The sequence below is a fragment of the Deinococcus sedimenti genome (assembly GCF_014648135.1).
Taxonomy (GTDB): Bacteria; Deinococcota; Deinococci; order Deinococcales; family Deinococcaceae; genus Deinococcus; species Deinococcus sedimenti.
This window is the reverse complement of record NZ_BMQN01000002.1, coordinates 1-24410: the sequence shown is the minus strand read 5'-3', so window position 1 is coordinate 24410 and position 24410 is coordinate 1. Positions and strand designations below refer to the sequence as shown.

35 protein-coding genes are annotated in these 24410 nt (G+C 68.8%); all 35 read right to left on the bottom strand.

What is annotated here, in order from left to right; genetic code table 11:
* Nucleotides 1-64: 64 nt before the first annotated feature.
* The gene (locus IEY69_RS06810) at nt 65-1009 is read right to left on the bottom strand and encodes an epimerase (protein ID WP_189072423.1); all 945 of its coding nucleotides are present in this window, start codon (nt 1007-1009) and stop codon (nt 65-67) included.
* A gap of 4 nt (nt 1010-1013) precedes the next feature.
* Nucleotides 1014-2195, bottom strand: coding sequence for a VWA domain-containing protein (locus IEY69_RS06805; protein WP_189072422.1), 1182 nt, complete (start codon nt 2193-2195; stop codon nt 1014-1016).
* A gap of 22 nt (nt 2196-2217) precedes the next feature.
* Complete coding sequence (locus tag IEY69_RS06800) at nt 2218-3561, bottom strand: polysaccharide deacetylase family protein (RefSeq protein WP_189072421.1); 1344 nt, start codon at nt 3559-3561, stop codon at nt 2218-2220.
* Nucleotides 3562-3603: 42 nt separating this feature from the next.
* Entirely contained in the window at nt 3604-5853 is a 2250-nt protein-coding gene (locus tag IEY69_RS06795; RefSeq protein ID WP_268243855.1) for a DUF5682 family protein, read from the bottom strand.
* A gap of 3 nt (nt 5854-5856) precedes the next feature.
* Nucleotides 5857-6798 carry a tetratricopeptide repeat protein gene (locus IEY69_RS06790; protein WP_189072419.1) on the bottom strand — a complete coding sequence of 314 codons (942 nt, stop codon included), beginning with the start codon at nt 6796-6798 and terminating at the stop codon, nt 5857-5859.
* A gap of 84 nt (nt 6799-6882) precedes the next feature.
* A complete protein-coding gene (locus IEY69_RS06785) occupies nt 6883-7431 on the bottom strand; it encodes a hypothetical protein (RefSeq protein WP_189072418.1) in 549 nt (182 codons plus the stop codon).
* A 113-nt stretch (nt 7432-7544) separates the two neighbouring features.
* Nucleotides 7545-8012 (bottom strand): hypothetical protein, encoded by a 468-nt coding sequence (locus IEY69_RS06780; protein ID WP_189072417.1) that lies wholly within the window; start codon nt 8010-8012, stop codon nt 7545-7547.
* Between the two features lie 2 nt (nt 8013-8014).
* Nucleotides 8015-9106, bottom strand: a complete 1092-nt coding sequence (locus tag IEY69_RS06775; RefSeq protein WP_189072416.1) for an ATP-binding protein — start codon at nt 9104-9106, stop codon at nt 8015-8017.
* Entirely contained in the window at nt 9103-9915 is an 813-nt protein-coding gene (locus tag IEY69_RS06770) for a hypothetical protein (RefSeq protein ID WP_189072415.1), read from the bottom strand. Before IEY69_RS06770 ends, IEY69_RS06775 begins: the two co-directional genes overlap by 4 nt.
* On the bottom strand, nt 9912-11282 hold the full coding sequence (locus IEY69_RS06765; protein WP_189072414.1) for a DUF5691 domain-containing protein: 1371 nt from the start codon (nt 11280-11282) through the stop codon (nt 9912-9914). Before IEY69_RS06765 ends, IEY69_RS06770 begins: the two co-directional genes overlap by 4 nt.
* On the bottom strand, nt 11272-12615 hold the full coding sequence (locus IEY69_RS06760; protein WP_189072413.1) for an SWIM zinc finger family protein: 1344 nt from the start codon (nt 12613-12615) through the stop codon (nt 11272-11274). The genes IEY69_RS06765 and IEY69_RS06760 overlap by 11 nt, the downstream gene beginning before the upstream one ends.
* A 165-nt stretch (nt 12616-12780) precedes the next feature.
* The gene (locus IEY69_RS06755; RefSeq protein WP_189072412.1) at nt 12781-13374 is read right to left on the bottom strand and encodes an adenylate kinase; all 594 of its coding nucleotides are present in this window, start codon (nt 13372-13374) and stop codon (nt 12781-12783) included.
* A 139-nt stretch (nt 13375-13513) separates the two neighbouring features.
* The gene (secY, locus tag IEY69_RS06750) at nt 13514-14845 is read right to left on the bottom strand and encodes a preprotein translocase subunit SecY (protein ID WP_189072411.1); all 1332 of its coding nucleotides are present in this window, start codon (nt 14843-14845) and stop codon (nt 13514-13516) included.
* Nucleotides 14846-15304 (bottom strand): 50S ribosomal protein L15, encoded by a 459-nt coding sequence (rplO, locus tag IEY69_RS06745; RefSeq protein WP_058975352.1) that lies wholly within the window; start codon nt 15302-15304, stop codon nt 14846-14848. It abuts the gene before it with no gap.
* Nucleotides 15301-15468, bottom strand: coding sequence for a 50S ribosomal protein L30 (gene rpmD, locus IEY69_RS06740; protein WP_174366907.1), 168 nt, complete (start codon nt 15466-15468; stop codon nt 15301-15303). Before rpmD ends, rplO begins: the two co-directional genes overlap by 4 nt.
* Nucleotides 15465-15986 (bottom strand): 30S ribosomal protein S5, encoded by a 522-nt coding sequence (gene rpsE / locus IEY69_RS06735; protein WP_081424520.1) that lies wholly within the window; start codon nt 15984-15986, stop codon nt 15465-15467. Before rpsE ends, rpmD begins: the two co-directional genes overlap by 4 nt.
* Nucleotides 15976-16314 (bottom strand): 50S ribosomal protein L18, encoded by a 339-nt coding sequence (rplR, locus tag IEY69_RS06730; RefSeq protein WP_046843200.1) that lies wholly within the window; start codon nt 16312-16314, stop codon nt 15976-15978. Before rplR ends, rpsE begins: the two co-directional genes overlap by 11 nt.
* On the bottom strand, nt 16314-16871 hold the full coding sequence (gene rplF, locus IEY69_RS06725) for a 50S ribosomal protein L6 (protein ID WP_174366908.1): 558 nt from the start codon (nt 16869-16871) through the stop codon (nt 16314-16316). Before rplF ends, rplR begins: the two co-directional genes overlap by 1 nt.
* A 93-nt stretch (nt 16872-16964) precedes the next feature.
* Complete coding sequence (rpsH, locus tag IEY69_RS06720) at nt 16965-17366, bottom strand: 30S ribosomal protein S8 (RefSeq protein ID WP_046843202.1); 402 nt, start codon at nt 17364-17366, stop codon at nt 16965-16967.
* Between the two features lie 372 nt (nt 17367-17738).
* On the bottom strand, nt 17739-17924 hold the full coding sequence (locus tag IEY69_RS06715; protein ID WP_046843203.1) for a type Z 30S ribosomal protein S14: 186 nt from the start codon (nt 17922-17924) through the stop codon (nt 17739-17741).
* A 13-nt stretch (nt 17925-17937) separates the two neighbouring features.
* Complete coding sequence (rplE, locus tag IEY69_RS06710) at nt 17938-18477, bottom strand: 50S ribosomal protein L5 (protein WP_046843204.1); 540 nt, start codon at nt 18475-18477, stop codon at nt 17938-17940.
* 90 nt (nt 18478-18567) lie between these two features.
* Entirely contained in the window at nt 18568-18915 is a 348-nt protein-coding gene (rplX, locus tag IEY69_RS06705) for a 50S ribosomal protein L24 (protein WP_046843205.1), read from the bottom strand.
* Nucleotides 18915-19319, bottom strand: coding sequence for a 50S ribosomal protein L14 (gene rplN, locus IEY69_RS06700; protein ID WP_022800312.1), 405 nt, complete (start codon nt 19317-19319; stop codon nt 18915-18917). Before rplN ends, rplX begins: the two co-directional genes overlap by 1 nt.
* Nucleotides 19316-19600, bottom strand: coding sequence for a 30S ribosomal protein S17 (gene rpsQ, locus IEY69_RS06695; protein WP_046843206.1), 285 nt, complete (start codon nt 19598-19600; stop codon nt 19316-19318). Before rpsQ ends, rplN begins: the two co-directional genes overlap by 4 nt.
* The gene (rpmC, locus tag IEY69_RS06690) at nt 19597-19797 is read right to left on the bottom strand and encodes a 50S ribosomal protein L29 (RefSeq protein ID WP_046843207.1); all 201 of its coding nucleotides are present in this window, start codon (nt 19795-19797) and stop codon (nt 19597-19599) included. The genes rpsQ and rpmC overlap by 4 nt, the downstream gene beginning before the upstream one ends.
* Complete coding sequence (gene rplP / locus IEY69_RS06685) at nt 19784-20209, bottom strand: 50S ribosomal protein L16 (protein ID WP_046843208.1); 426 nt, start codon at nt 20207-20209, stop codon at nt 19784-19786. Before rplP ends, rpmC begins: the two co-directional genes overlap by 14 nt.
* Entirely contained in the window at nt 20209-20955 is a 747-nt protein-coding gene (gene rpsC, locus IEY69_RS06680) for a 30S ribosomal protein S3 (RefSeq protein ID WP_189072410.1), read from the bottom strand. Before rpsC ends, rplP begins: the two co-directional genes overlap by 1 nt.
* Nucleotides 20955-21353 (bottom strand): 50S ribosomal protein L22, encoded by a 399-nt coding sequence (rplV, locus tag IEY69_RS06675; RefSeq protein ID WP_160981680.1) that lies wholly within the window; start codon nt 21351-21353, stop codon nt 20955-20957. The genes rpsC and rplV overlap by 1 nt, the downstream gene beginning before the upstream one ends.
* Nucleotides 21350-21637 carry a 30S ribosomal protein S19 gene (rpsS, locus tag IEY69_RS06670; protein ID WP_055362774.1) on the bottom strand — a complete coding sequence of 96 codons (288 nt, stop codon included), beginning with the start codon at nt 21635-21637 and terminating at the stop codon, nt 21350-21352. The genes rplV and rpsS overlap by 4 nt, the downstream gene beginning before the upstream one ends.
* Nucleotides 21638-21650: 13 nt before the next feature.
* Nucleotides 21651-22484, bottom strand: a complete 834-nt coding sequence (rplB, locus tag IEY69_RS06665; RefSeq protein WP_058975342.1) for a 50S ribosomal protein L2 — start codon at nt 22482-22484, stop codon at nt 21651-21653.
* A 13-nt stretch (nt 22485-22497) separates the two neighbouring features.
* Nucleotides 22498-22785, bottom strand: coding sequence for a 50S ribosomal protein L23 (locus tag IEY69_RS06660; RefSeq protein WP_046843212.1), 288 nt, complete (start codon nt 22783-22785; stop codon nt 22498-22500).
* Nucleotides 22782-23387 (bottom strand): 50S ribosomal protein L4, encoded by a 606-nt coding sequence (gene rplD / locus IEY69_RS06655; protein ID WP_189072409.1) that lies wholly within the window; start codon nt 23385-23387, stop codon nt 22782-22784. The genes IEY69_RS06660 and rplD overlap by 4 nt, the downstream gene beginning before the upstream one ends.
* 3 nt (nt 23388-23390) lie before the next feature.
* On the bottom strand, nt 23391-24011 hold the full coding sequence (rplC, locus tag IEY69_RS06650) for a 50S ribosomal protein L3 (RefSeq protein ID WP_189072408.1): 621 nt from the start codon (nt 24009-24011) through the stop codon (nt 23391-23393).
* The gene (gene rpsJ, locus IEY69_RS06645; protein WP_014685998.1) at nt 24008-24331 is read right to left on the bottom strand and encodes a 30S ribosomal protein S10; all 324 of its coding nucleotides are present in this window, start codon (nt 24329-24331) and stop codon (nt 24008-24010) included. Before rpsJ ends, rplC begins: the two co-directional genes overlap by 4 nt.
* A 5-nt stretch (nt 24332-24336) precedes the next feature.
* A partial coding sequence (locus tag IEY69_RS06640; RefSeq protein WP_229783786.1) for an EF-Tu C-terminal domain-related protein occupies nt 24337-24410 on the bottom strand: 74 nt, incomplete at its 5' end.

Genomic DNA, 24410 nt, shown 5'->3' with positions numbered 1-24410 from the left:
CGCTGACAGAGTTCTGAACGCCGCCCCGCCCACCCCGGACGTGAAGGTCCGCCGTCCGGTCAGTTCAGCGCGAGGCGTGCCCCGACCACCGGGCCTGCGCCACCAGATCCCGGATCGCGGCGGGCCACGCGGGGTGCTCGAACGTGAAGCCCGCGTCCAGCAGGCGCGTGGGCACCACCCAGCGGCTCTTGAGGAGCAGTTCCGCCTCGGAGTCCATCACGGCGGCGCCCAGGCCGATCAGCGCGGCGGTGGACGGCACGCCGAAGGGCACGCCCCACGCGTCGCGGTACGCGCGGAGGAATTCGGCGTTCGGGAGGGGCTGCGGCGCGGTGACGTTCACCGGACCGGAGAGAGAACCCTCGATCAGGAACTGCGCGGCGCGGCAGAAGTCCCGCTCGTGAATCCACGACACCATCTGCCCCCCACCGGCCATGGCGCCCGCCGCGCCCAAGCGCACCACGCGGTCGGTCGTCTCCATGACGCCCCCGGCGCCCACGCCGTACACCATCGCGGTGCGCAGCGCCACGCGCCGCGTGTGCGGCAGGGCTTCCTCCATCAGGGCGGCCTCCCAGCGGCGGGCGACGTCCACGCTGAAGCCCGCGCCCAGTTCCCCGCCCAGCTCGTCCTGCGGGCGGTCGCGGGCGTCCCGGTAGATGGTCGCGGTGGAACTGTTCAGCCAGACGCGCGGCGGGTGGTCCACGCTGCTCAGGGCGCGGCCCAGCGCGCGGGTGCTGTCCAGGCGGGACGTGTAGATCTCCAGCATGTTCGCCGCGCTGTACCGGCAGTTCACGGTGCGCCCCGCCAGGTTCAGCAGGGCTGCGGCGCCGTCCAGTTCCCGCACCCACTCGCCCGGCCGCAGCGCGTCCCACGCCACCCAGCGTCCCGGCGTGGGCACGGCCGGGCGGGACCGCGACAGGATCACGACCTCCCACCCGAGCGCCGTGAAGTGCCGCGCCACCGCCCGACCCAGGAACCCGCTGCCACCCGCGACCACCAGACGCTGCGTCATACGCTTACCCTACGCCGCTCCCCCGGACCACAAGTCCCTGATCGCCCGCCCACGCGCCCGGATCGTCCCCGCGCAGCGCGGCGGCCAGCAGCCCCGGGAAGTGATCGGGCGTGCACGCGAACGCCGGGATGTCCAGGCTCGCCAGGGCGCGCGCCACGCCATGATCGAAGCTGGGCGCGCCGTCGTCCGACAGGGCCAGCAGCGCCACGACCAGCACGCCACTCTCGCGCAGCGCGCGGGCACGGGCGAGCATCTCGCGTTCGTTGCCGCCCTCGAACAGGTCACTGAGCAGCACGAGGACCGTCTGCTCGGGCCGCTCGATCACACCCTGGCAGTACGCCAGCGCCCGGTTGATGTCCGTCCCGCCGCCCAGTTGCAGCCCGTACAGCAACTCCACCGGGTCGCTGAGGTGCTCGGTCAGGTCCGCGACCGCCGTGTCGAACGCCACGACGCGCGTGCTCAGCGCCGGGAGGCTCGCCAGGACCGTGCCGAACACCCCGGCGTACACGACGCTGCCCGCCATGCTGCCCGACTGGTCCACGCACAGCACCACGTCCCGCAGGCTCCGCCGCCGCCGCCCATGCCCGACCAGCCGCTCGGGGACGAGGGTGCCCAGTTCCGGGCGGTACGTGCGCAGGTTCGCGCGGATCGTGCCCGGCCAGTCGATCTCGGCGGCCTTCGGGCGGTGCGTGCGCTGCGCGCGGCTGAGGCTCCCGGTGACCGCCGCGCGGGTCGGTTCCTCCAGGCGGCGCGTCAGGTCGTCCACCACGCGCCGCACCACCGAACGGGCCGCGTCCCGCGCCGACGGCGGCATCACGCCCTTCAGGGACACCAGCGTCGCCACGAGATGCACGTCCGGCTCCACGCCATCCAGCATCTCCGGCTCGAACAGCAGCTGCTGCAGGTTCAGCCTCTCGATGGCATCCGCCTGCATCACGCGCACCACGTCCGACGGGAAGAACTCGCGCAGGTCCGCCAGCCAGCGCGCCACGCGCGGCGCACTCCCCCCCAGCCCACCCCGCCGCTCACCGTCGGGCGGGTCGTACAGTCCGGCCAGCGCGGCGTCCATGCGGCGGTCCTCCAGCGTGAGGGGCACCTCGGTCCCCTCCTGCGCGGCCAGCCCGTCGGCATCCCCGCCACCCAGCACCAGCCGCCAGCGGCGCGTGCGTTCCTCTGTGGTCATCATGGCCCTCCCTCTGCCCGCCTGCTTACCAGACGGACGTGAACTTCACGCCGAACCGGCCCGCGCCGCTCACCTCGGCGGTGAGGCTGTAACTGCCCACCCGGTACTCCAGTTCCGCGAACGGCCCGGCCCCCTCGCCCCAGCGGTACCCGCCCCCCACCCGCAGCGGGCGGCCCTCGCCGTCCTGCCAGGGCAGCGCCGCCCGCAGGCCCAGCTGCGTGCCGGTCACGTCCCGCGCGGCACTGACCTGCACGTAATCCACCGGAATGACGGTCAGACCCGCCGCCCAGGTCCACGCGCCGTTCAGGCGACTGGTCCGCGCCCAGACCTCCCCGTGCCCGCCCAACGCCAGCGCGCCGCCCAGCAGCGGCCCGCTGCCGTCCCACCCGGCCGCCAGCGTGACCGGCGCGACGTTGAACGCCACGCTGCCGCCCGTGTAGGCCCCCCCCACACCCACGCCACGGCGCGCGGCAGCATTCGCGCTCCAGCGGCCCTCGCGCCACGCCAGCCGAGTCTCACGCTCGCCGCGCCACGCGACGCTGATCAGACCGTTGCCCAGCAACTCGTAATGCGCCGGGTTCCAGCTGCGCGGCGGCGTGACCGCCACGCCTGCCGGATCCACCAGGGCGTCCAGCAGCGGTTCGCTCAGGCCTGCCATGAGCAGCGGCACGCGGGCGTCCAGACCCCAGCGGGCGCGCATGGGCAGCAACGTCCCGTCCCAGGGCGTGATCGCCGGGGCGGGCAGGGCCAGCGGATCCGGGCGGCCCAGCGCGGGCGGCCCCCCAGCCACCCCGCACGAGAGCCCCTGCTCGCTCGCGGCGCGGCGTACCCGCGCGTCGTGCCGGTTCAGCGGGTACGCGACGCAGCGGGCCGCCTCGCCGTCCGGAACGCTCAGCTCGCGGCGCAGGCCCGCCGGGGCGAGGTCAGCCAGCGCCGCGTGCCGGTGCGAGTGCGTGCCGATCTCCCACCCGGCGGCGCGCAGTTCACGCACCTGCGCGCGGCTCAGGCTGCCCGGCTGATCCAGCCGCGACCAGATCACGTACGCCGTGCCGGGCACCCCCAGGTCACGCAGCACCGGGAAGGCCAGCCGGTACACGCTCTCGAATCCGTCGTCGAACTGGATGACGGCCACCTTCTCCTGCGGGGCGGCGCGCGCGGCCTCGCTGGAGGTCACGAAGCGGTACCCGAGGCGGCGCAGGGTTTCGACCCGCTGCCGCAGGGCGTGCGGCGCGATGCCCAGCGACGCCCCGCTGCCCGCCCCGACCTGGTGGTACACGAGCACCAGGGGACGGGCCTGGGCGTGGGGGCACGCCGCGCCGGAGATCAGGGCCAGGGGAAGCAGCAGCGCGCGCAGGCGGGACGTCAGCATAAGACCCGATAAAGATAGCCGGCGCTGAATCTCATTTTCTTATCATTCGGGGGATACACCCAGCAGGCTCAGCACGACCGGAACGACCCGCGCCGCCCGCGCGTCATCCACCGCAACCGGCGCGAGACGCGACGCGGGCGTCCCCCCGCGCACCGCCTCGCCGATCGCGCGGCGTTCCGGGGCCTCGAAGCGCGCGAACACCCGGCGCAGCAGCGGCAGCACACTCTGGAACACCTCGGCGTCCAGGGCCGACAGCCAGCCGTCCACCAACGCCAGCAGGCCCGCGTCGTGCACCAGCAGCGCCCCGGTGTCCCCCAGGAACCCGTCCAGCCACGCCGTGACCGCCAGCGGCGACGGATCACTCAGGGCCAGTCCCAGCCGCGCCTCGACCTGAGCGGCGTCCAGCACGCCCGCGTCCCGCAGGCGGCGCAGCGCGTCCCCCAACAGCAGCGGATGCGCGTCCACCCGGTCCGCCGCCCGGCGCAGGGCCGCGCGCCAGTCCCCGGTCACGTCCGGGTCGTCCAGCAGGCGCACCGCCGCGTCCGCCCCCCGCACCGCGTCCCGCACCTCTGCCGCCGCGTCGTCCCCCAGGCCCACCCCGGCCAGCGGCAGCCCCACCGCCGCGCGGGTCAGCAGTGCCCGGAACGTCTCCAGCGGGGCCACCTCTCCCCCACCCGCGACCGCCGCGCCGCGCCCACGCACGTCCCCGTAGCGCGCCAGTCGCGCCAGAGGCGGCAGGGCCCGCAGCACGTCCGGCACGTCCGCACCCAGCGCCGACCGCTCATCCAGCGCCGCGAGCGTCACCGGCAGCGCCCCCGGCAGGTCCGCGAGGCGCAGCACCTCCAACAGACCCGTCAGTTCCGCCAGCGTCCCCGCACCCCGCGCGGACTCCAGCGCGGACGCCGTCGCCGCGTCCCGCACCGTCTGCCCCAGCCGACTCGCCTCGACCAGCCGCACGCTGAACTCCGGCCGCCACCGCAACTGCCACCCCTCCCGGAACGTGCCGAGGCCACCCGACCCACGCGGTTTCGCCCACGGCACGCCCAGCAGGTTCAGGCGGTGAAACAGCACGCTGCGCGCCAGGTCGTTGTCCGACCGCAGGTCCAGATCCAGGTCCAGCTTCTCCGGCAGCACCTTCAAGCGCAAACTCTTCTGCTGCCGCGCCACGTCCCGCGCCAACGGCACCGTCGGCACCCCGTCCGGCACCGCGCCCAGCGCCTCCCCCACCACCAGCCGCTCCTCGATCAGCCGCAGGGGCAGGTCCCCGTCCCAGCCGAACACGCTCAGCGCCGCCTCGTTCAACTCCTCCAGGCCCGGCAGCGCCCGGCCCCTCAACGCCGCCAGCGCGTTCGCCAGCCGCGTCGCCTCGATCACCGACGCGCTGCTCGCCTCCAGCCGCTCGGCGCGCAGCAGCCGCGCCACCCGCGCGAACCACCGCTCGGCCACCGCGCCGTGCGACGTGAACAGATGCTCGTAGTACCCGGGCGAGCGCACGCCCGCCCCGTACCCGCTCGCCACGCTCAGGCGACCATGCGTCCACGGCACCCACGTCAGCGTCACCTTCGCCTTCGGCAGGCCCCTGAGCAGCGCCGCGTCCGCCTTCACCGGGAACTGGGAGACGTCCAGCGCGGGCGCATGCCACGCCCCACACACCACCGCCACCCGCGCGAAGCCCTCCTTCAGCGCCGCGCGGATCCCCTGCCGCATGAACGCCTCCCGCTGCGCCTCCCGACCCACCGGCCCCAGCGCGTCCGCCCGCACCGCCCGCATCGCCTCATTCACCGCCGCGAACACATCGAACGCCGCCTCACCCGGCGGCCCCCCCACCCCACCCTCCCCCACCAGGGGGGAGGGAGAAAGACGAGCCTCCACCAGCGACTCCCACCACCGCTCGAAATCCGCGAAACCAGCCGCCTGCGCCAGCACCCCCAACGGATCATCCCGCAACTCATCCTCCGGCCCGTCCCGCTCCCCGGCCAGCACCACCCCCGCCGGAAGATCCACGAACCGCGCCGCCACCCCCGCCCGCGCCGCCCACCGCAACGCCACGAACTCCGGACTGAACACCGCGAACGGCCAGAACGCCGCACGAGACGGATCGTCGTTCACGTAGCCGAGGAGTGCCACGGGCGGCGTCATGTCCGCCTGCGCCAGGAACGGCAGCACGGAACCCGCATCGGACGGCCCCTCAACCAGCACCACATCCGGATTGAGCTGCGACAACGCGTGCTCAAGGCTACGCGCCGAGCCAGGGCCGTGATGACGGATAGGGAAAATGGAGACGTCAGGCACCGGTCATTTCCGGAGATCCTGTAGCACCCGGGCCGCACGAGGGTGTCCGCCCGCCAGAGCCTTCTCGAACCAACTGATGGCTCTGGTCCGGTCAGCAGTCACACCGATGCCATCCAGGTAAAGGATGCCCATGTTAAAAAACGCGTCCACGTCGCCATTCTGAGCGGCAAGGGTGATCCAGTAGACGCAACTGGCGATATCACGTGGAAGTCCTTCGCCGTGAAGGTAAGCCACCCCGAGATTGTTCTGAGAATTTGCATCTCCCTGAGACGCCGCCTTCCGGAACCAGAAAACGGCCTTTACCGGATCCCTGGTAACGAACCGACCCTCGGTATAGAGAGCACCCAGGGTGTGCTGCGCCTCGGGTAACCCCTGCTCGGCAGCCCGCGTGAACCACCGGACACTTTCTGCCAGGTTAACCGCCGTACCCAATCCCTCCATGTACGCGATTCCCAGATTGTTCTGCGATGCCGCATGCCCACCATCAGCAGCCAGCCTGTACCACCTGAACGCCTCCGCGAGATCCCGCTGCACACCCTGACCCAGCGAGAACATGCTCGCGTAGTTGTGCTGCGCCTCGTGATCCCCCTGCAACGCCGACTTGCGCAACCACACCGCCGCATCAGACATGCTGCTCGCCACACCGACGCCCTGCATGTAGAAGAACCCCAGGAACTTCTGCGCATTCGGATCGCCACTCAGCGCGGCCTTCATCATCCACTCGAAAGCCAAGCCGTTGTTCTGTTCGACCCCCATCCCGTCCTTGTATGCAAGCGCCAGTTCAATCTGCGTATTGACATCCCCTGCACGGGCCTTCTCGATCAGCTCAGCACTTCCCCGGTCCTGCGGCGCACTCACCACCGTCGCAGGACGCACCTCCTGCGCGTGCACACACGACCCAGCAATTCCCAAGATGACGCTCAGTAGCCACACGTTCCGTTTCATCTTCCACTTCTCCTTAGCAGCCTCACGGCGGATGTCACTATCTGAATTCCAAGCGTTCCCACTGGCCTCAGACTACGGATACCGTCACCACTTCACCCGCCGGAATGCCGCAACGGGCATTACCTGTGCCAGGACCGCACGCAACCCGGCCCGCACGGACTCGTCCGTCAAGCCCTTCAACGTCTCCACCCGGACCGGCAGAACGGGGATACGCGACACATCGGTCTGCACGCACTCCTGCACACCAAACGCCGCCGGGCTCGCCACGACCACCCGCCACCCCGGCCACTGCCCCCCCACCAGTTCCACGAACACGCGCCGCATCCGCCCCACCTCCAGCACCTCCCGCAACGCCGGGAACGCCTCGAACGGATCGGGGTCCAGATGCCACGCCTCCCAGCGCGTCATACCGACCACCAGCACGCGCGCCTCCGCCTGCACCAGCAGCGCCCCCGCCGCGTACCCCGCGTCATGCAGGAACCCACCCCGCTCCGCGCACGACCGCAACCACGGCAGCACCCCCGCCTCACCCTCAAGGATCAATTCTGGCAACGAACTCCCACCCTCCCGATCCGAATGGACGCGCAGTTCGCCGTCCTCGACCAGCAGGTAATTGGCACGCGGATCACCCACCCCTCAATTCACCCCACTGCAGAACAACAGATCGCGCGTCAGCACCAACAAGCAGGCCGAACTGGGAGCATGCTGTCCTGCCAGCCAATCTGGATCGTGATTCACCAGTCGCTTCACGTTGGCTCAGTGCGGCGTTGAAGTGTCGTGCGGATCGTCGTTTCGAAGGCCTGGAAGCCGGACGCTTCGAATTCCATCTGCCACGTTCCCTCGAAGGTCACCGGCAGGCCATGTTCGGTCAGCATCCCGAAGGTGATGCGGGTGATGTCCACTGGGTTGTGAGCCCCGACGAAATAGATCGAACCGTCGATGTAGCCGGGTTCCGGGTTGGCGGGGAAGGTGAAGGTCTGCCCCGCCAGTACATTCAGGTTCAGGCTGGGCAGGTCAATGAAGTCCAGTCGCAGGGGCGATTCGAAGGTCAGCGGTTCGTAGTCTTCTGAGGTCACGTCGTCGTTGGGGTTGGGCAGTTCGAACGGCGCGAAGTGCACCTCGCAGCTCGCGGTGTGGCGTCCTTCCACTTGTGGGCCGGGGAACAGCTCGGCGTGCAGGGGTCGTAACTGTTCAACGGGGAAAACAGCATCCATGTTCAGCTCACTGCCCGGCAGGCTTTGTAGAAGTCTTTCCAGTCGTCGCGTTTTTTGGTGACGGTTTCGAGGTATTCGCGCCAGATGAGGGCGTCCTGGGTGGGGTCTTTGATGATGGCGCCGATGAGGCTGGCGGCGATGTCGTGGGGGGTGAGGGTGCCGGTGCCGAAGTGCGCGGCGAGGCTGAGGCTCTGGCCTACGACGCTGATGGCTTCGGCGGTGCTGAGGCTGCCGCTGGGGGTTTTGAGGCGGGTTTTGCCGTCTTCGGTGGTGCCGGAGCGGAGTTCGCGGAAGACGGTGACGATTCGGCGGACTTCTTCGAGGGCGGGGGGCTGGGCGGGGATCTGGAGGGCGGCGCTGAGGGCCTGGGCTCGGGCGGTGACGATGCGGACTTCGTCGTCGAGGGTGTCGGGGACGGGGAGGATGACGGTGTTGAAGCGGCGTTTGAGGGCGCTGGAGAGGTCGTTGACGCCGCGGTCGCGGGTGTTAGCGGTGGCGATGAGGTTGAAGCCGTGGACGGCCTGGATTTCGGTGTTCAGTTCCGGGACGGGGAGGGTCTTTTCGGACAGGATGGTGATGAGGGTGTCCTGCACGTCGCTCTGCACGCGGGTGAGTTCTTCCAGGCGGGCGATCTTCCCGCTCTGCATGGCGCGGAGGATGGGGCTCTGGACGAGTGCGGCGGGGCTGGGGCCTTCGGCGAGGAGGCGGGCGTAGTTCCAGCCGTAGCGGAGGGTGTCCTCGGCGGTGCCCGCGGTGCCCTGGATGAGGAGGGTGCTGTCGCCGCTGATGGCGGCGGCGAGGTGTTCGCTGACCCAGCTTTTGGCAGTGCCGGGCACGCCCAGCAGGAGGAGGGCGCGGTCGGTGGCGAGCGTGGCGACAGCGATCTCCATGAGGCGGCGGTCCCCGACGTATTTGGCGGTGATCTCGGTCCCGTCGGGGAGGGTGCCGCCGAGCAGGTACGTGAGGACGGCGTGCGGGCTGAGGTTCCAGCGGGGCGGGCGGGGGCGGGTGTCGTGCGCGGCGAGGGCTTCGAGTTCGTGCGCGTACTGCTGCTCGGCGTGCTGGCGCAGGACGGTGGCGTCAGGAGTGGTCATGGGTGGGCTCCGGGGTGGGCGGTGTGCTGTGGGTTGCGTGCGGCGGCGCGGCGGACGTGTTGGTCGGGATCGTGCAGGAGGACGTGGTAGAGGTCTGGGTCGGTGGTGCGGGCCGCGATGACGCCGCGAACCCAGGGGGACGGATCACGCGCGTGCGGGTTCTGCTGGTCTTCTGAGGCGTACAGGATGACGTGCTCGCGGATGACCGGATCATTGTCGTCAAGGAGGGCGTCGGCGGCATCGGTCTGCTGGTCAGGGGGCAGGAGGTGCAGGGAGCGGGCGAGGACGCGTCGGAAGGTCAGGTGGGCGGAGTCGAGCCATTCCGACAGTTCGCCGGGCGTGGGGAGTGGCGTGACCTTGGCCCGAATCAGTTCGAGTTCGTGCGCCAGCCATGCGGTCTGAACGGCGGGGTGTGGATCGTGGGCCAGTTCGTAGTACCGGTTGAAGCTCAGCGTGCGGTTCTCCAGACAGGCGATCCGGACGGTGTGGTGGGGGTGCCGTGCGAGGTCGTCGATGACGTCGGCGGGTGTATTGGGATTGCCAGCAACAGCTTTTAGGATGTGGAACCGTCTCTGTGCGGCCAGTGTCCGGAGTGTGTCTGCGGGAGTCCGGACATTCCCGGCGACCTTCCGGCGGGTGAAGACGTCGGGGTGCCGGGCGAGATCCTCTAGCACGGGAATGGGCGTGCGGCTCTGCTGCGCGATGAGGCGGGCCAGGGTGACGTCCAGTTGCGCCAGGGTGAGCAGCCGTTCAGGACTTGCACGTTGCGCCCGGATCTCGCGTCGCTGTGCTCGCCAGTCGCGGGTCATGGGTGCTCCTTGAAGTCGTGCCGGATCTGCCTGCGGGTGTCGAGGGTGCCCATCAGGTCGTGCCAGACGCTCTGGGCGTGGTGGGGGGCGTCGGGTGGCAGGGGTGCGGGGGGCGTGGTGTCGGGGTGGAGGTGATGGGCGTGGTCGTGCAGGGTGCGCCAGCGTTGCGGCCACTGGTACGGGTGTTCGGTGTGCCGGAGGGTGTCCTGGAGGAGGCTGAGGATGGCGTGGCTGTCGTCGGGCGTCCAGGGGGTGGGGTGGTGCGCCAGGGCGGCGAGGATGAGGTCGGGGTCGCGGTCGTGCAGGCCGTCGCGGAGAGTACGGGCCGGGTCGCTGAGGGCGCGCAGGGCGGGGGTGGGCGCGTGCGGGAGAAGGGCCTGCGCGAGGGGCTGGTGCCGGTGCGTGAGGGTGCCTGCGATGAGGTCGTCGAGCAGGTGGTGATCGCGCGCCAGGGTGATCAGGCCGGGGAGGTCGCCGGGCGTGGCGCGCAGCAGCGCGTCGGGGTGGGCGTGCCGCAGGACGTGGCTGAGTCGGGCCTGGGGGCCGCCGCTCAGGCCGTCGCGGGGGCTGGGGGGCGTGCCGGGGTCGTGCAGCGCCTCGGCGATTCGGGCGTTCAGCGCGCTGCGCGGGAGCCGCTGGAGGATCTGCCGGGCGAGGGTCTGCACGTCGGGACTGCGGTCGTCCAGAGCACCCTCCAGCAGGGGTTCCAGGGTGTGGTCGTCGTCATTCAGGGTGTCCAGCACGGCGCTCAGGAGGCGTTTGCGGCTGGCGGCACGTTCGGTGTCGAACTGCGCGCTCAGCAGGGCTCGGGCGGTGTCGGGGTTGAGGGCTCGCAGGACGCGGTGCAGGGTGTCGCGGTCGGTGTCGCTCAGCGCGGCCCAGGTGGGCTCGTCGGGTGCTTCGGCGTGGGCCAGGGCGGGGCTGTTCGCGTGCTGTGCGAGCCAGCGCCCCCGCTCGTCCAGCACGCGGGCCAGGGGGACGCGCAGGCTGCGGTCCTGCGTGGCGAGGCTCAGCAGGCGCGGCAGATGCAGCGCCGGGACGCGGGAGCCGTGCGCGTGGCACAGGCTCAGCCACTCGTGCAGCAGGGGACCGCCCAGGTGCGGGAGATGCCGCGCGGCGCGGGCCGGGGCTTCCGGGCGCGGGTCGCTGGGGGCGGGCGTGGGGGCCGGGGCGGGTGGGTCGGGTTGCCGTCCGGCGGTCGCGGCGAGGGTCAGCAGCGCGGCGCGGGCGAGCAGGGTGCCTGCCGGGTCGCCCCGCGTGATGCGCGCGGCGGCCTGTCCGGCAGCGTCGGGGCCGGGGGTGGGCAGCGGGGCGCGTTCGGTGCCGATCAGCGCGGCGCTCAGCAGGGCCGGGAGGTCAGAACCCATCGTCGTTCTCCGGGGCGTCCAGGGGGTGCAGGGTGCCGTCCTGCCCGGCGCACAGGGGGGTGAGGCTCTGCCCGTCCCATTCGGCGGTGAACGTCTGCGGGTGCCCGCCGCCCAGGGCCAGCAGGGTGAGGCGGGCGGTGTCGCTGCCGCCGAGCGGGAGGCTGCCGCGTGCGTCCCCGGCCCGCCAGGGGTCGCCGTCGCGCGTGGGCGGGTGGACGGTGACGGGACCGAGGTGGTGCGCGGTGCGCTCCAGCCAGGGATTCAGGGCCAGGGCAGCCCCATGCGCGTCGAGCAGGCTGTCCAGGGTGACGGGTGCGGGCAGGGGGGCGGGAGCGGTTCGGGTGGCCTCGCCGTCCAGGACGTGCCGCTGGGGGACCGTGCCGGGGGCAGGGCTCAGGCGGGCGCGGACGCTGCCCCCGGCGGGCAGGGTGGGCGGCAGGGGCCAGCCGGGCGCGGCGAAGTCCAACAGCAGCGCGGTGGTGCCGCCTTCGTGCAGCCAGGTGCGGCGGGTGCGGACCTGCTCCTCGTCGCTGACGGTGTGGCCCAGGATCAGCCAGCGGGTGTCGGTGCCCCCGGCGGCGACGGTGGCGGCCTTGTCGAGCGGGAAGCCCAGCGCGGCGCGCAGGTCGGCCTGCTGCGGGGCGGTCAGGGTGTCGCGGCGCGGCCACGCCTCGGTCAGCAGGTACAGGCGGGCCAGGTGCGCCAGCAGCCGGTCCGGGTGCGGCAGCAATTCGGGAATCATGCGGACCAGTCGCGCGGCGCCGGGCGCCTGGGCGTCCACGAGGCGGGCGGCCTGGGTGTCCCAGTCGCTGTAGGGTCGCGCGGCAGCCTGCGCCAGTCCGTCGCGGACGAGGTCTTTCAGGAAGGTCTGCAGGGCGTCCAGGCCCAGGCTGACCTTCTTCTCGCGCGCGGCGCGGCGTTTGGCCTGCGCGGCGGGGTCGGGCCCGCTGCGGGTCTCCCCTGCCGGGTCGGCGTCGGATTCGGGTGGAGCGTGTTTCTCAGCGCGGCCGTCCAGCCACTTCCGGATGGGGTCCGGGGCGGGATCCGTGCCGAAGTGCTGCGGATGCGATTCGTGCAGCAGGAGCAGCGCCAGGGCGTGCTTGCAGGGAAACTTGCGGCTGGGGCAGGAGCACTTGAAGGCAGGTGCGCCCGGGCCGCTGCGGTCCACCCCGGTCAGGTACGGCTGGGTGCCGCTGCCCTGGCAGTGGCCCCACAGGTGGGTGGGTCCGGCGTGCAGGTCGGGCCAGCGGGTGGGCGTGGCGAGCTTGAGGGCGCTGGCGGCGCTGCCCGTGTCGGGGGCCAGGGTCAGGATGGGGTCGGTGGGTGGGGTCATCGGGCATCCTTCCAGCCGTTACGCTGCCAGCGTAATGTAGTGCATTCCCCCATCCGACTCAAGCGGGCTGACTCAAGCGCGCCGATCAAAGAGCATTGCCGGGCATACGAAGGGGCGGGTGATTCCAGCCTCAGCCAGAACCACCCGCCCCCCTCGAACCCGCGTTTACTTCATGCTGCCCAAGATGCGGCCGTACACGTCATCCATGCTGCCCACGCCGTCCACGCGGGTCAGCTGACCGCGCGCGCTGTAGTAGTCGATCAACGGCTGAGTCTGCTCGCGGTAGATCTCCTGACGCTTGCGGGCGACCTCCTCGGTGTCGTCGCTGCGCACCGCCTCGCCGCGCGCGGCGGCCTGACGGCCCCGGTCCACGATCCGGTCGATCAGCACCTGATCCGGCACCTCCAGCAGAGGCACGGCACTGACGGGCGCGCCGAGTTCCTCCAGCAGCACGTCCAGTTCCTTCGCCTGCGCGGTGGTGCGGGGGAAGCCGTCGAAGATGACGCGCACGGCGTCCATGCTGGCCAGCTTGTCGCGGATCAGCGCGATCAGGATGTCGTCCGGCACGAGCTGCCCGGCGTCCAGGATGGGCTTGACCTGCTGGCCCAGTTCGGTGCCGCGCGCCACGTGGTCGCGCAGGATATCGCCGGTGCTGATCTTGACGAGGTCCTTGTCCTGCGCCAGTCGTTCCGCCTGGGTGCCTTTGCCCGCGCCGGGAGGCCCGAGGAAGATGACGACGTTGTGTTTGGGTTGAGTCACTGTTGTCCTCCGTTCACCCCTCAGCATAGTGGCTGAAGGTCAGATTCGCGCGGTCCTGATCAGAACACGGCTGTCCCCACCCTGGGAACAGGAAACGCGCCGCCCCCGGCTGGGAGGGCGGCGCGCGTCAAGGCTGGGTTCAGCTGTCGCGGTTCATGCGGCCGCGGATGCGGCCCTTGCTGATGAATCCGTCGTAGCGGCGGACCGTCAGCTGCGCTTCAAGCTGCTTGAGGGTTTCGAGCGCCACGCCCACGATGATCAGCAGGCCGGTGCCACTGAACTGGAAGGTCGTGATGCCGGTCCAGCGCTGCACCAGCTGCGGCATGACGGTCAGGATCACCAGGAAGATCGCGCCCCACAGGCTCAGGCGGCTGCTAATGGTGCCCAGGAACTCCGCGGTGGGCGTGCCGGGGCGAACGCCGGGAATGAAGCCCCCGGCCTCGCGCAGCTGCTCCGCGATGCGCTTCGGATCGAACTGCACGCTGTTGTACAGGTACGTGAAGCCGAAGATCAGCAGGGCTTCCAGCGCGATGTACAGCGGCTGCCCGAACGTCAGGTACGTGGCGATCCAGCTGCTCACGCCCGGCGCGCGGGTCGCGGTACCCTGCTGGATCAGGTTGGGAATGATCAGCATGGCCGACGCGAAGATCACGGGGATCACGCCCGCCTGGTTCACCTTGATGGGCAGCCAGGTGGCCTGACCGGCGCTGCGGGCCTGACCGGCCGCGCCGCCACGCGCGCGGGCGTACGTGACGGGGACGCGGCGCTCGGCCTGGTACACGTACACGATCCCGGCGATGGTCACGAGAATCACGGCCACGAACGCCACGAGACGCAGCAGCCAGGGCGCGTCGGGATCACTTCTGATCAGCTGCGCCGTGAGACCGATCTCGCGGGGGTACATGGCGATGATGCCACTGGTGATGATCAGGCTGATGCCGTTGCCGACGCCTACTTCCGTGATGCGCTCGCCGATCCACATGGTGAAGGCGATGCCCGCCACCTGGGTCAGGACCATCACCAGAATGGTGAACAGGCCCGGCTCCCAGCCGACCGCCAGGTAACTGGGGTTGCTGTTGATGAACGCCGCGAAGAACCCGGCCTGGAAGGTGCCCAGCGCCACGGCGGCGTAACGGGTGTACTGGTTGATCTTCTTGCGACCTTCCTCGCCTTCCTTGGAAAGTTTCTCCAAAGGCGGCAGGGTGGTGGTCAGCAGCTGGATGACGATACTGGCCGTGATGTACGGCAGCACGCCGAGCGCGAAGATCGAGAACTGCGAAAGATTGCCTCCCGAGATCATGCTGATCAGGCCGAACAGACCGCCGCTGGTCGCGTTGCTCAGCGCGGCGCTGTTGACCCCTGGTGTGGGAATGCTGCTCCCCAGCCGGTACACGGCGAGGAGCAGCAGGGTGAAGACAATCTTCCGCTGAAGATCCGGAATCCGGAATGCGTCGCGGAAGGCGCGAAGCATTTACTCCGCCTTCTCGGCTTCGTTCGCTTCGGGCAGGATGACTTTGCCGCCGGCCGCTTCCACGGCCTTCACGGCGCCTTCGCTGGCGGCGTCCACGTGAATGGTCACGGCGCGGGCGATCTCGCCGCTGCCGAGCAGTTTCACGGGGCGGTTCTTGCGGCGCACGAGGCCCGCGAGTTCCAGCACGTTGCGGTCGATGGTGGCGTCCTCGATGTTCGCCAGCTGCGCCAGGTTCACGACTTCGAACGTCACGCCGACGTTGTTGAAGCCGCGCTTGGGCAGGCGGGCGATCAGGCGGCTGCGGCCACCTTCGAAGAAGCTACCCTTGCCAGCGCCGCTGCGGCTCTTCTGGCCCTTGTGACCGCGACCGGCGGTCTTGTCGGTGCCACCGGGGCCGCGACCGACGCGCTTGCGGTTCTTGCGGCTGCCGGCGTTGGGCTTGAGTTCGTGGAGTTTCATTCTTGCACCTCCAGCAGGTGCTTGACGGTGTTCACCATACCGCGGACGGCGGGGGTGTCACTGACCTCGCGGGTCTGGCCGATCTTCTTCAGGCCGAGCGCGTGAACGGTCTTCACCTGGTAGCCAGGGCGACCGATGACGCTGCGCTTCAGGGTGATTTTCACTGGGCGCCTCCGGTGGGCTGCACCTCGCCGCGCAGGGCACGGACCTGCTTGGCGGTGCGGAGGTTCTTCAGGCCGTCGAACACGGCGTACGCCACGTTGACCTTGTTGCGGCTGCCGAGTTCCTTGGACAGCAGGTTGGTGATGCCGGCCAGTTCGGCGATGCTGCGGGGCACGGTGCCCGCGATCACGCCGGTACCGGGGCCTGCGGGCTTGAGCAGCACGCGGCTGGTGCTGTTCACACCCACGATGTCGTGGGGGATGGTGCCGTTCTCGACGGGCACCATGATCATGTTCTTGCGGGCGATGCTCTTGGCCTTCTCGATGGCCACGGGCACTTCTTTCGCCTTGCCGATGCCCATGCCCACGCGGCCGTTACGGTCGCCGAGGATCACGAGTGCAGCGAAGCGGAAGCGGCGGCCGCCCTGGTAGGTCTTGCTCGTACGGTTGACGAACAGCATCTTCTCTTCGAATTCGCTGCTTTCGCGGTCCATACGGTCGTTACGTCGGTTAGAAGTCAAGGCCACCCTCCCGCGCCGCGTCGGCGAGCGCTTTCACGCGTCCGTGGTAGCGGTACTGACCACGGTCAAAGACAACCTTCTTGACGCCCTTGGCCAGAGCGGCTTCCGCGAGGGCCTTGCCCACAGCGGTGGCGGTGTCGGTCTTGGTGCCCGTCTTGACAGCGGCGCTGCTGGCGGCAGCCACGGTGACGCCTTTGCTGTCGTCGATGATCTGGGCGTAGATGTGCTTGCTGGAGCGGTACACGCTGAGGCGCAGGCGATCTCCGGCGGCCTGCCGCACTTTGCGGCGGGCGCGGAGCTTGCGGCGCACGGTCGTCTGGGCAGCCATTATTTCTTCCCTTTCCCGCCGGTGGCGCCAGCCTTACCGGCCTTGAGGCTGATCTTCTCACCAGCGAAGCGAACACCCTTGCCGTGGTAGGCGTCGGGTTTGCGGACTTTACGGACGTTCGCGGCCACCTGACCGACGAGCTGCTTGTCGATGCCGCTCACGTCGATCTTGGTGGGTTCGGGCACGGCGAAGCTGACACCGGCCGGGGGCTCGATCACGACGGGGTGGCTGTAACCGATGGTCAGTTCCAGGGCCTTCCCGGCGAGCTTGGCGCGGAAACCGACGCCCTTGAGCTCCAGGTTGATGGTGTAGCCGTCGCTGACGCCCTTGACGGCGTTCGCCACGAGGGTGCGGGTCAGGCCGTGCAGGGCGCGGTGGCGCTGCGCGTCGCTGGGACGCTCGACGAGCAGCTGGTCGCCGTCCTGCTTGATGGTCAGTTCGGTGTTGTAGGGAACGGTCAGTTCGCCTTTGGGGCCCTTGACCTTGAACACGCCGTCCTGGGTGCTGGTGGTCACGCCGTTCGGGACGGCGATGGGCTGTTTGCCAATTCGGGACATGGTCTGTCCTCCTTCTTCCTTAAATTCGGCCTGCCCGCTGTGGGGGCCGAGGGGTCAGGTGAGATGCTCGCGCGCCGGGAATCCCTGTGGGGATTACCAGAGGACGCAGATGACTTCGCCGCCGACGCCCTGCTTGCGCGCGTCGCGGTCGGCCAGCAGGCCCTTGCTCGTGGACACCACGGCGAGGCCCAGGCCGCGCTGGACGCGGGGCAGGTTCTCGGCGCTCACGTACGCGCGGCGGCCGGGGCGGCTGATGCGCTCGATGTGCTTGATGACCTGCTCGCGCTTGGCGCCGTACTTCAGGGTCAGGCGCAGCACGTCGAACTTCTGGCCTTCGGGCAGCAGGCGCTCGTAGCTGGCAACGTAGCCTTCGGCCACGAGCAGCTTGGCGAGTTGCTCCTTGAACTTGGAGGCCGGGACGTCCACGGTCTCCTTGTGGGTGCGCGTCGCGTTGCGGATGCGCGTGAGCATATCGGCGATGGGATCACTCAACATGTAGCCTCCATGGGCTGGTGTTGATCCGGGCTGGTTCCCCGCGTGGGGGCCTGCTCCCGGCAGGTGGCCCGGCCCCAGGCAAGCTGGCGGTCGGGCGCGATTCTCCCCAAGTGGAAGCGGGGGCCACAAGGTGGCGCGTCTCTTCTGTTGGGTCTTCACCACCACCGGACGATGACCTCTCAAGGCGACAGGTTCGTATCCGGGGGGCACTGCGTCCGTTCCTCTTTCAAGGCACGGCAACTTGGGAGTGTATCAGTTCTGCGCGGCCTCCACAAGTCGAGGTTCACACGTCGGGGCGTACACTTCTGGGCAGTCATGCGGACCAAGGCAAAAGACCTCCCGGGTGGGGAGGCCTTGAGGGGTGTCAGCTGATTACCAGCTGGCTTTCTTCACGCCGGGCAGTTCGCCCTTGTGCGCCATCTCGCGGATGCAGATGCGGCACAGGCCGAAGAAGCGGTAGTACCCGCGGGCGCGACCGCAGCGGCTGCAGCGGTTGTAGTTCTGCACGGCGAACTTGTGGCCGCGCGCAGCTTTGACGACTTTGGAAGTGTTAGCCATTGTTCATCCGTCCTTATTTGCGGAAGGGCAGGCCCATGGCTTGCAGGAGCGCGCGGGCTTCTTCGTCCGTCTTCGCGGTGGTCACGATGGTGATGTCCATGCCGCGCACCTTGTCGACCATGTCGTAGGTGATTTCGGGGAAGATCAGCTGTTCTTTGATGCCCAGGTTGTAGTTGCCGCGGCCGTCGAAGGCGTTAGGGTTCACGCCCTTGAAGTCACGGATGCGGGGCAGGCCGATGTTGATCAGCTTTTCGAGGAACACGAACATGCGCTCGCCGCGCAGCGTGACCTTGATGCCCACGGGCATGCCCTGGCGCAGCTTGAAGTTGCTGATGCTCTTTTTCGCCTTGGTGACGATGGGCTTCTGCAGGGTGATCAGCGCCAGTTCCTTGGCGGCCTTGTCGATCGCCTTGCTGTCTTCCTTGGCGCTGCCGAGGCCTTCGTTGACGACGATCTTCTCGATGCGGGGCACGGCCATCACGCTGGAGTAGCCGAACTGCTGCATCATGGCAGGGCGGACCTGCTCGTTGTACTTGGTTTTCAGTTGCTGCATGGTGGGTTCCTTCGAGCGGTCTCCCAGTTTTTCAGAGAGCGCCGCTCAGGCCGCCGCAATGTCACGTGTGTGGGCGGCGGCCCGGAGTGGTCAGTCGATGTTCTTGCCGCTCGCGACGGCCACGCGAACTTTCTTGCCGTCCACGATGGTCTTGCGGATGCGGGTCGCCTTGCCGGTTTCGGGGTCCACGATGGACACCTTGCTGGCGTGCAGGGCCAGCTCGCGCTGTTCCTGGCCGCCCTGGGGGTTGGCGGGGCTGGGCTTGACGTTCTTGGTGACGAGGTTCACGCCTTCCACGACGACCTTCTGGTCGCGGGGCAGGGCGAGGAGGACCTTGCCGGTCTTGCCCTTGTGCTTGCCGCTCAGGACGATGACGGTGTCACCCTTCTTGATGTGCAGCTTGTCGTTGTGGTGGCTACCAGCGCTGGGACGGGGCATTACAGCACCTCCGGGGCCAGGGACACGATCTTCATGAAGCGGCGGTCGCGGAGTTCACGGGCGACCGGCCCGAAGACGCGGGTGCCGCGAGGCTCGCCCTGGTTGTTGATGATGACGGCGGCGTTCTTGTCGAAGCGGATGGTGCTGCCGTCGGCACGCTTGATGGCGTGTGACGTACGCACGACCACGGCCTTGACGACGTCGCCGGCTTTGACGGTGCCGCGGGGGGCGGCGTCCTTGACGGAGGCGACGATGATGTCACCCACGTGGGCGTAGCGCTTGTTGCCGCCGCCGCCGGTGGTGAGGCCCTTGCCGCCGATGCCGCTGTTGAGCACGCGGATGCACATGATCTCGCGGGCGCCGCTGTTGTCCGCCACGTCGAGGCGGGACTGGGGCATGATCATGCTTTACCCCCCTCGGTTTCCACGGCGGTGGTCTCGATGCCGCGGGGGCGCTCGATCAGCTTGGTGACCTTCCAGGTCTTGGTCTTGCTGATGGGACGCACGGCGATGATCTCGACGCGGTCACCGATCTTGTACTCGTTGTTCTCGTCGTGCGCAGCGTACTTGTGGCTGCGGGTGACGACCTTGCCGTACAGGGGGTGGGCGAACTTGCGTTCGACCTTCACGCTGACGGTCTTGTCGGCCTTGTCGCTGACGACGACGCCGGTAAAGGTCTTCTTCATGCCTGCTCCCCTTTGCTGCGCTCGCTCAGGATGGTGTTGAGCTGAGCCACTTCACGGCGGAGCTGCTTGACGCGGTGGGGCTGGGCGAGGTTGCCCACGGCCGCCTGGAAGCGCAGCTCCATCAGTTCCTTCTTGCGGCTGTCGATTTCCTTGGCGAAATCGGCGGCCTGCAGGTTACGCATATCACTGAGCTTCATCGTAGACCTCGCGCTTCACCATCTTGGTCTGGATGGGCAGCTTGTGACCGGCCAGGCGGAAGGCTTCCTTGGCCTGCTCTTCGGTCACGCCGGACACTTCGAACATCACGCGGCCGGGCTTGACGACACTGACCCAGTACTCCACGGCGCCTTTACCTTTACCCATTCGGGTTTCGGCAGGCTTCTTGGTCACGGGCTTGTCGGGGAAGATGCGGATGTAGATCTTACCGCCGCGGCGGAAGTGGCGGCTCATCACGATGCGGCACGCCTCGATCTGGTTGCTCTTGATCCACGCGGGTTCCAGGGCGATCAGGCCGAAGTCGCCGAACGCGACGTAGTCGCCGCCCTTGGCGTCACCGGTCATCCGGCCGCGGTGCTGTTTACGGAACTTGGTGCGCTTGGGAAGAAGCATCACTCACCTCCGGGGCGGCGCCGCGCAGCGGGGCGGCGGCGGTTGGGGCGGTCACCGTCTTCACGGCGGCGCTCGTCGTTGCGGCGCTGGGGGCGGGCGTAGCTTTCGGTCTTGCCGCCGATGACTTCACCGGTGAAGACCATGACCTTGATGCCCAGCGAGCCGTAGGTGGTCTCGGCGCGGGCGGTGCCGTAGTCGATGTCGGCGCGCAGGGTGTGCAGGGGCACGCGGCCTTCGCGGACCATCTCGGTGCGGGCCTGCTCGGCGCCACCGAGGCGGCCGGACAGGATGATCTTGACGCCGCGGGCGCCGCTCTCCATCACGCGCTGGGCGGCCTGCTTCATGGCGCGGCGGAACGCGAAGCGGCGTTCGATCTGCTCGGCGATGCGCAGGGCGACCAGGGGCGCGCTGATGTTGGGGTTGGGGATCTCGGCGACGTTCACGGCCACGGTCCCGGCGGACACGAGGCGCTCGATGTCCTGGCGGAGTTCCTTGATGGACTCCCCACCCTTGCCGATCACGATGCCGGGTTTCGCGGCGCTGATAATCACGTTGACCTGCTGGCCGGCGCGCTCGATCTCGATGCGCGCGATGCCGGCGGCGTTCAGCTTCTTGCCGACGAGCTTGCGGATCTTCTCGTCTTCTTTCAGCAGACCGGCGTACTGCTTCTTACCGGCGTACCAGCGGCTGTTCCACGTGCGGGTGATGCCCAGGCGGAAGCCGTTCGGGTTGATCTTGTTACCCATTACTTGTTCCCCTTCTCGCCCACGACGATGGTGATGTGGCTGGTGCGCTTCTTGATGATGTTCGCGCTGCCACGGGCGCGGGGGATCAGGCGCTTGAGGGTCGGGCCGGCGTCCACGTACGCGGCGGTGATGACCAGACGGTCCTCGAGCATGTTGTCGTTGTGCAGCGCGTTGTGCTTGGCGCTGTTCAGGACTTTCGCGACGGGTTCGCTGGCGGCGCGGGGGATGAAGCGCAGCAGGTCTTCGGCGTCACGGACGCTCTTGCCACGGATCACGTCGACGACCAGGCGCACCTTGCGGGGGCTGATGCGGACGTACTTGGCGATGGCCTTACCGGGCGTGCGCAGCTTCTGCTGCTGCTTGCGCTGCTTCTTGTTGCGGAATTCAGGAGCGGTCATTTCTTCTTGCTCCCCTTGGCGTTCTTGTCAGCGCCGTGGCCGCGGTAGCTGCGGGTGGGGCTGAACTCGCCGAGCTTGTGGCCGATCATCTGCTCGTTCACGAAGACGGGCACGTGCTGCTTGCCGTTGTGCACGGCAATGGTGTGACCGATCATTTCGGGAACGATGGTGGAGCGGCGGCTCCAGGTCTTGATGACGCGCTTGTCCTTCTTTTCGTTCTGGACGTCGACCTTCTTCAGGAGGTGGTCATCCACGAACGGGCCTTTCTTGAGGCTACGGGGCATGTCCTACCCTCCCTTACTTCCCGCCGCGGCGGGTGATGATGAAGCGGTCGCTGTTCTTGCGCTTCTTGCGGGTCTTGAGGCCCTTGGCGGGCTGGCCCCAGGGGCTGACGGGCACGCGGCCCGCGCCGGTACGGCCTTCACCACCGCCGTGGGGGTGATCCACGGGGTTCATGGCGCTACCACGCTGGTGGGGCTTGCGCCCGAGCCAGCGGCTGCGACCGGCCTTACCGATGTTGATGTTCTTGTGCTCGGCGTTGCCGACGGCACCGATGGTGGCGTAGCACTCGCTGTGCACGCGGCGGAGTTCGCCGCTGGGCAGCCGCAGGATGACGTAGTCGCCTTCCTTGCCCTGCACCTGGATGCTGGTCCCGGCGCTGCGGGCGAGCTGGGCGCCCTTGCCGGGGATCAGTTCCACGCTGTGCACGACGGCACCGACGGGCACGAAACGCAGGGGCAGCGCGTTGCCGAGCTTGGGTTCGGCTTCGGGGCCGGAGTTCACCATGGCGCCGACCTGCAGTCCTTCGGGTGCGAGCACGTAGCGCTTCTCGCCGTCGACGTAGTTCAGCAGGGCGATGCGGGCGCTGCGGTTGGGATCGTACTCGATCGCGGCGACCTTGGCGGGCACGCCGGCCTTGTCGCGGCGCTTGAAGTCGATGATGCGGTACAGGCGCTTGTGACCGCCGCCGATGAAGCGGCTGGTGATGCGGCCGCGGTTGTTACGGCCACCGGTCTTGGGGAGCGCCTCGGTGAGCGCCTTTTCGGGGCGCTTTTTGGTCAGTCCGCTGAAGTCCGCAGTCGTCATGTGGCGACGGCTGGGGGTGTAGGGACGGTATTTCTTGACGGCCATGTTCAATCTCTCCTTAGGCCTGGCCTTCAAGGGCGGCGATGGTCTGACCGTCGGCGAGGCGCACGATGGCCTTCTTGCGGTCGGCGCGGTGGCCCATGAAGCGGCCGACGCGCTTGCGCTTGCCGGGGACGTTCATGGTGCTGATGCCGATCACGGTCACGCCGAAGGCTTTCTGGATGGCGCCCTTGATCTCGGTCTTGGTGGCCTTGGGGCTGACCCAGAAGGAGTACACGCCGCGTTCCATACCAGCGTAGGCTTTCTCGCTGATCACGGGGGCCTGGATGATGTCGTAGTGGCTCATGCCTCTTCCCCTTCCTGCGCGGGCTCGAGCACGACCGCGTCGATCACCAGGCGCTCGTGGCGCAGGATGTCGTAGGCGTTCAGGCCGGCGACGGGCAGCACGGTGGCCCAGGCGACGTTGCGGGCGGCCTGGCGGGTCGCGGCGTCATCGGTGACGATGAGCACGCGCTCGCTGCCGTCCATGCCGTTCTCTTTGGCCCAGGCGACGAAGTTCTTGGTTTTGCCGTCCTGGTCGTAACCGTCGACGGCGATCAGCTTGCCGGTCTCCTGGCGGGCGGCCAGGGCCATGGCGAGGCCCAGCTGGCGGACCTTGCGGGGCAGGGTGTACCCGTAGTTGCGGGGTTTGGGACCGAAGGCCACGCCGCCGCCCACGAAGTTGGGGACGCTGCGGTCGCCGTGACGGGCGTTACCGGTGCCTTTCTGGCCGTACATCTTCTTGCCGGTCTTGCTGACTTCGGCACGGGTCTTGGTGCTGGCCGTGCCGCGGCGGCGGCTGGCGAGCTGCCAGGTGACGACGTCGTGCAGGACGCCGCTGTTCACTTCCGGCAGGTCGAGGTCGATGGTGCGGCCCCCGTTCTTGCCGATGACGTTGATCTGCGCCATGTCTTACTTGCCTCCCTTGGCGGCCTGACGCAGGACGACGAGGCCACCGTTGGCGCCGGGGATTGCACCCTTGACCAGGATGATGTTCTCGTCAGCGCGGATTTCGACCACTTCCAGGTTCTGGACGGTGATGCGGTCCATGCCCATGTGGCCGGCCATGCGCTTGCCTTTGTACACGCGGCCGGGCGTCTTGCGCTGGCCGATCGAGCCGGGGCGGCGGTGCCACTTCTTGGAACCGTGGCTGGCGGGGCCGCCCTTGAAGTTCCAGCGCTTCATGACGCCCTGGAAGCCTTTACCCTTGCTGGTGCCGGTCGCGTCGATCTTCTCGCCTTCGGCGAAGATGTCGATGCTGACGGTGTCGCCTTCGGGGTTGAAGTCGCGGAATTCACGCAGGAAGCGCACGGGGCTGACCCCGGCCTTCTTGAAGTGACCGGCTTCGGGCTTGTTGACGCTCTTCTCGCGCTTGGGCGCGTAGCCGATCTGCACGGCCTCGTAGCCGTCGGTCTGCGCGGTCTTGCGCTGCACGACGGGGCAGGGGCCGGCCAGCACGACGGTCACGGGAATGGCGCGGTCGCCCTTCCAGATCTGGGTCATGCCGATCTTGGTGCCGAGGATGCCCTTCATGCGCGGCCTCCCACCGTCTTGATCTCGATGTCCACACCGGTGGGCAGGTCGAGGGTCATGAGGCTGTCAATCGTCTTCTTGGTGGGGTTCATGATGTCCACCAGACGGTTGTGGGTGCGGATCTCGAAGTGCTCGCGGCTGTCCTTGTTCACGAAGGGGGAACGCAGGACGCAGAAGCGGCGGATGCGGGTGGGGAGGGGCACGGGGCCGCTCACGTCGGCGCCGGTGCGGCGCACGGTGTCCACGATCTTGCTGGCGGACTGGTCCAGCGCCTTGTGGTCGAAGCCACGCAGTTTGATACGGATCTTGGGGGCAACCATGTCGATTACTCCAGGACCTTGGCGACGACGCCGGCGCCGACGGTACGGCCACCTTCGCGGATCGCGAAGCGCAGACCTT

Excerpts from the sequence above, each read along its gene's own strand:
- IEY69_RS06810 (WP_189072423.1), bottom strand. The coding sequence starts at position 1,009 with ATGACGCAGCGTCTGGTGGTCGCGGGTGGCAGCGGGTTCCTGGGTCGG.
- IEY69_RS06775 (WP_189072416.1), bottom strand. The coding sequence starts at position 9,106 with ATGACCACTCCTGACGCCACCGTCCTGCGCCAGCACGCCGAGCAGCAG.
- rpmC (WP_046843207.1), bottom strand. The coding sequence starts at position 19,797 with ATGAAGCTCAGTGATATGCGTAACCTGCAGGCCGCCGATTTCGCCAAG.
- IEY69_RS06790 (WP_189072419.1), bottom strand. The coding sequence starts at position 6,798 with ATGAAACGGAACGTGTGGCTACTGAGCGTCATCTTGGGAATTGCTGGG.
- IEY69_RS06770 (WP_189072415.1), bottom strand. The coding sequence starts at position 9,915 with ATGACCCGCGACTGGCGAGCACAGCGACGCGAGATCCGGGCGCAACGT.
- rpsH (WP_046843202.1), bottom strand. The coding sequence starts at position 17,366 with ATGTTGAGTGATCCCATCGCCGATATGCTCACGCGCATCCGCAACGCG.
- IEY69_RS06800 (WP_189072421.1), bottom strand. The coding sequence starts at position 3,561 with ATGCTGACGTCCCGCCTGCGCGCGCTGCTGCTTCCCCTGGCCCTGATC.
- secY (WP_189072411.1), bottom strand. The coding sequence starts at position 14,845 with ATGCTTCGCGCCTTCCGCGACGCATTCCGGATTCCGGATCTTCAGCGG.
- rplB (WP_058975342.1), bottom strand. The coding sequence starts at position 22,484 with ATGGCCGTCAAGAAATACCGTCCCTACACCCCCAGCCGTCGCCACATG.
- rplR (WP_046843200.1), bottom strand. The coding sequence starts at position 16,314 with ATGGCTGCCCAGACGACCGTGCGCCGCAAGCTCCGCGCCCGCCGCAAA.
- rpsS (WP_055362774.1), bottom strand. The coding sequence starts at position 21,637 with ATGCCCCGTAGCCTCAAGAAAGGCCCGTTCGTGGATGACCACCTCCTG.
- IEY69_RS06765 (WP_189072414.1), bottom strand. The coding sequence starts at position 11,282 with ATGGGTTCTGACCTCCCGGCCCTGCTGAGCGCCGCGCTGATCGGCACC.
- rplC (WP_189072408.1), bottom strand. The coding sequence starts at position 24,011 with ATGAAGGGCATCCTCGGCACCAAGATCGGCATGACCCAGATCTGGAAG.
- rplP (WP_046843208.1), bottom strand. The coding sequence starts at position 20,209 with ATGCTTCTTCCCAAGCGCACCAAGTTCCGTAAACAGCACCGCGGCCGG.
- rpsC (WP_189072410.1), bottom strand. The coding sequence starts at position 20,955 with ATGGGTAACAAGATCAACCCGAACGGCTTCCGCCTGGGCATCACCCGC.
- IEY69_RS06780 (WP_189072417.1), bottom strand. The coding sequence starts at position 8,012 with ATGGATGCTGTTTTCCCCGTTGAACAGTTACGACCCCTGCACGCCGAG.
- rplN (WP_022800312.1), bottom strand. The coding sequence starts at position 19,319 with ATGATCATGCCCCAGTCCCGCCTCGACGTGGCGGACAACAGCGGCGCC.
- IEY69_RS06715 (WP_046843203.1), bottom strand. The coding sequence starts at position 17,924 with ATGGCTAACACTTCCAAAGTCGTCAAAGCTGCGCGCGGCCACAAGTTC.
- IEY69_RS06760 (WP_189072413.1), bottom strand. The coding sequence starts at position 12,615 with ATGACCCCACCCACCGACCCCATCCTGACCCTGGCCCCCGACACGGGC.
- rpsQ (WP_046843206.1), bottom strand. The coding sequence starts at position 19,600 with ATGAAGAAGACCTTTACCGGCGTCGTCGTCAGCGACAAGGCCGACAAG.
- rplX (WP_046843205.1), bottom strand. The coding sequence starts at position 18,915 with ATGCCCCGTCCCAGCGCTGGTAGCCACCACAACGACAAGCTGCACATC.
- rplO (WP_058975352.1), bottom strand. The coding sequence starts at position 15,304 with ATGAAACTCCACGAACTCAAGCCCAACGCCGGCAGCCGCAAGAACCGC.
- rpsJ (WP_014685998.1), bottom strand. The coding sequence starts at position 24,331 with ATGGTTGCCCCCAAGATCCGTATCAAACTGCGTGGCTTCGACCACAAG.
- rplV (WP_160981680.1), bottom strand. The coding sequence starts at position 21,353 with ATGACCGCTCCTGAATTCCGCAACAAGAAGCAGCGCAAGCAGCAGCAG.
- rplE (WP_046843204.1), bottom strand. The coding sequence starts at position 18,477 with ATGCAGCAACTGAAAACCAAGTACAACGAGCAGGTCCGCCCTGCCATG.
- rplD (WP_189072409.1), bottom strand. The coding sequence starts at position 23,387 with ATGGCGCAGATCAACGTCATCGGCAAGAACGGGGGCCGCACCATCGAC.
- rplF (WP_174366908.1), bottom strand. The coding sequence starts at position 16,871 with ATGTCCCGAATTGGCAAACAGCCCATCGCCGTCCCGAACGGCGTGACC.
- IEY69_RS06805 (WP_189072422.1), bottom strand. The coding sequence starts at position 2,195 with ATGATGACCACAGAGGAACGCACGCGCCGCTGGCGGCTGGTGCTGGGT.
- IEY69_RS06660 (WP_046843212.1), bottom strand. The coding sequence starts at position 22,785 with ATGAGCCACTACGACATCATCCAGGCCCCCGTGATCAGCGAGAAAGCC.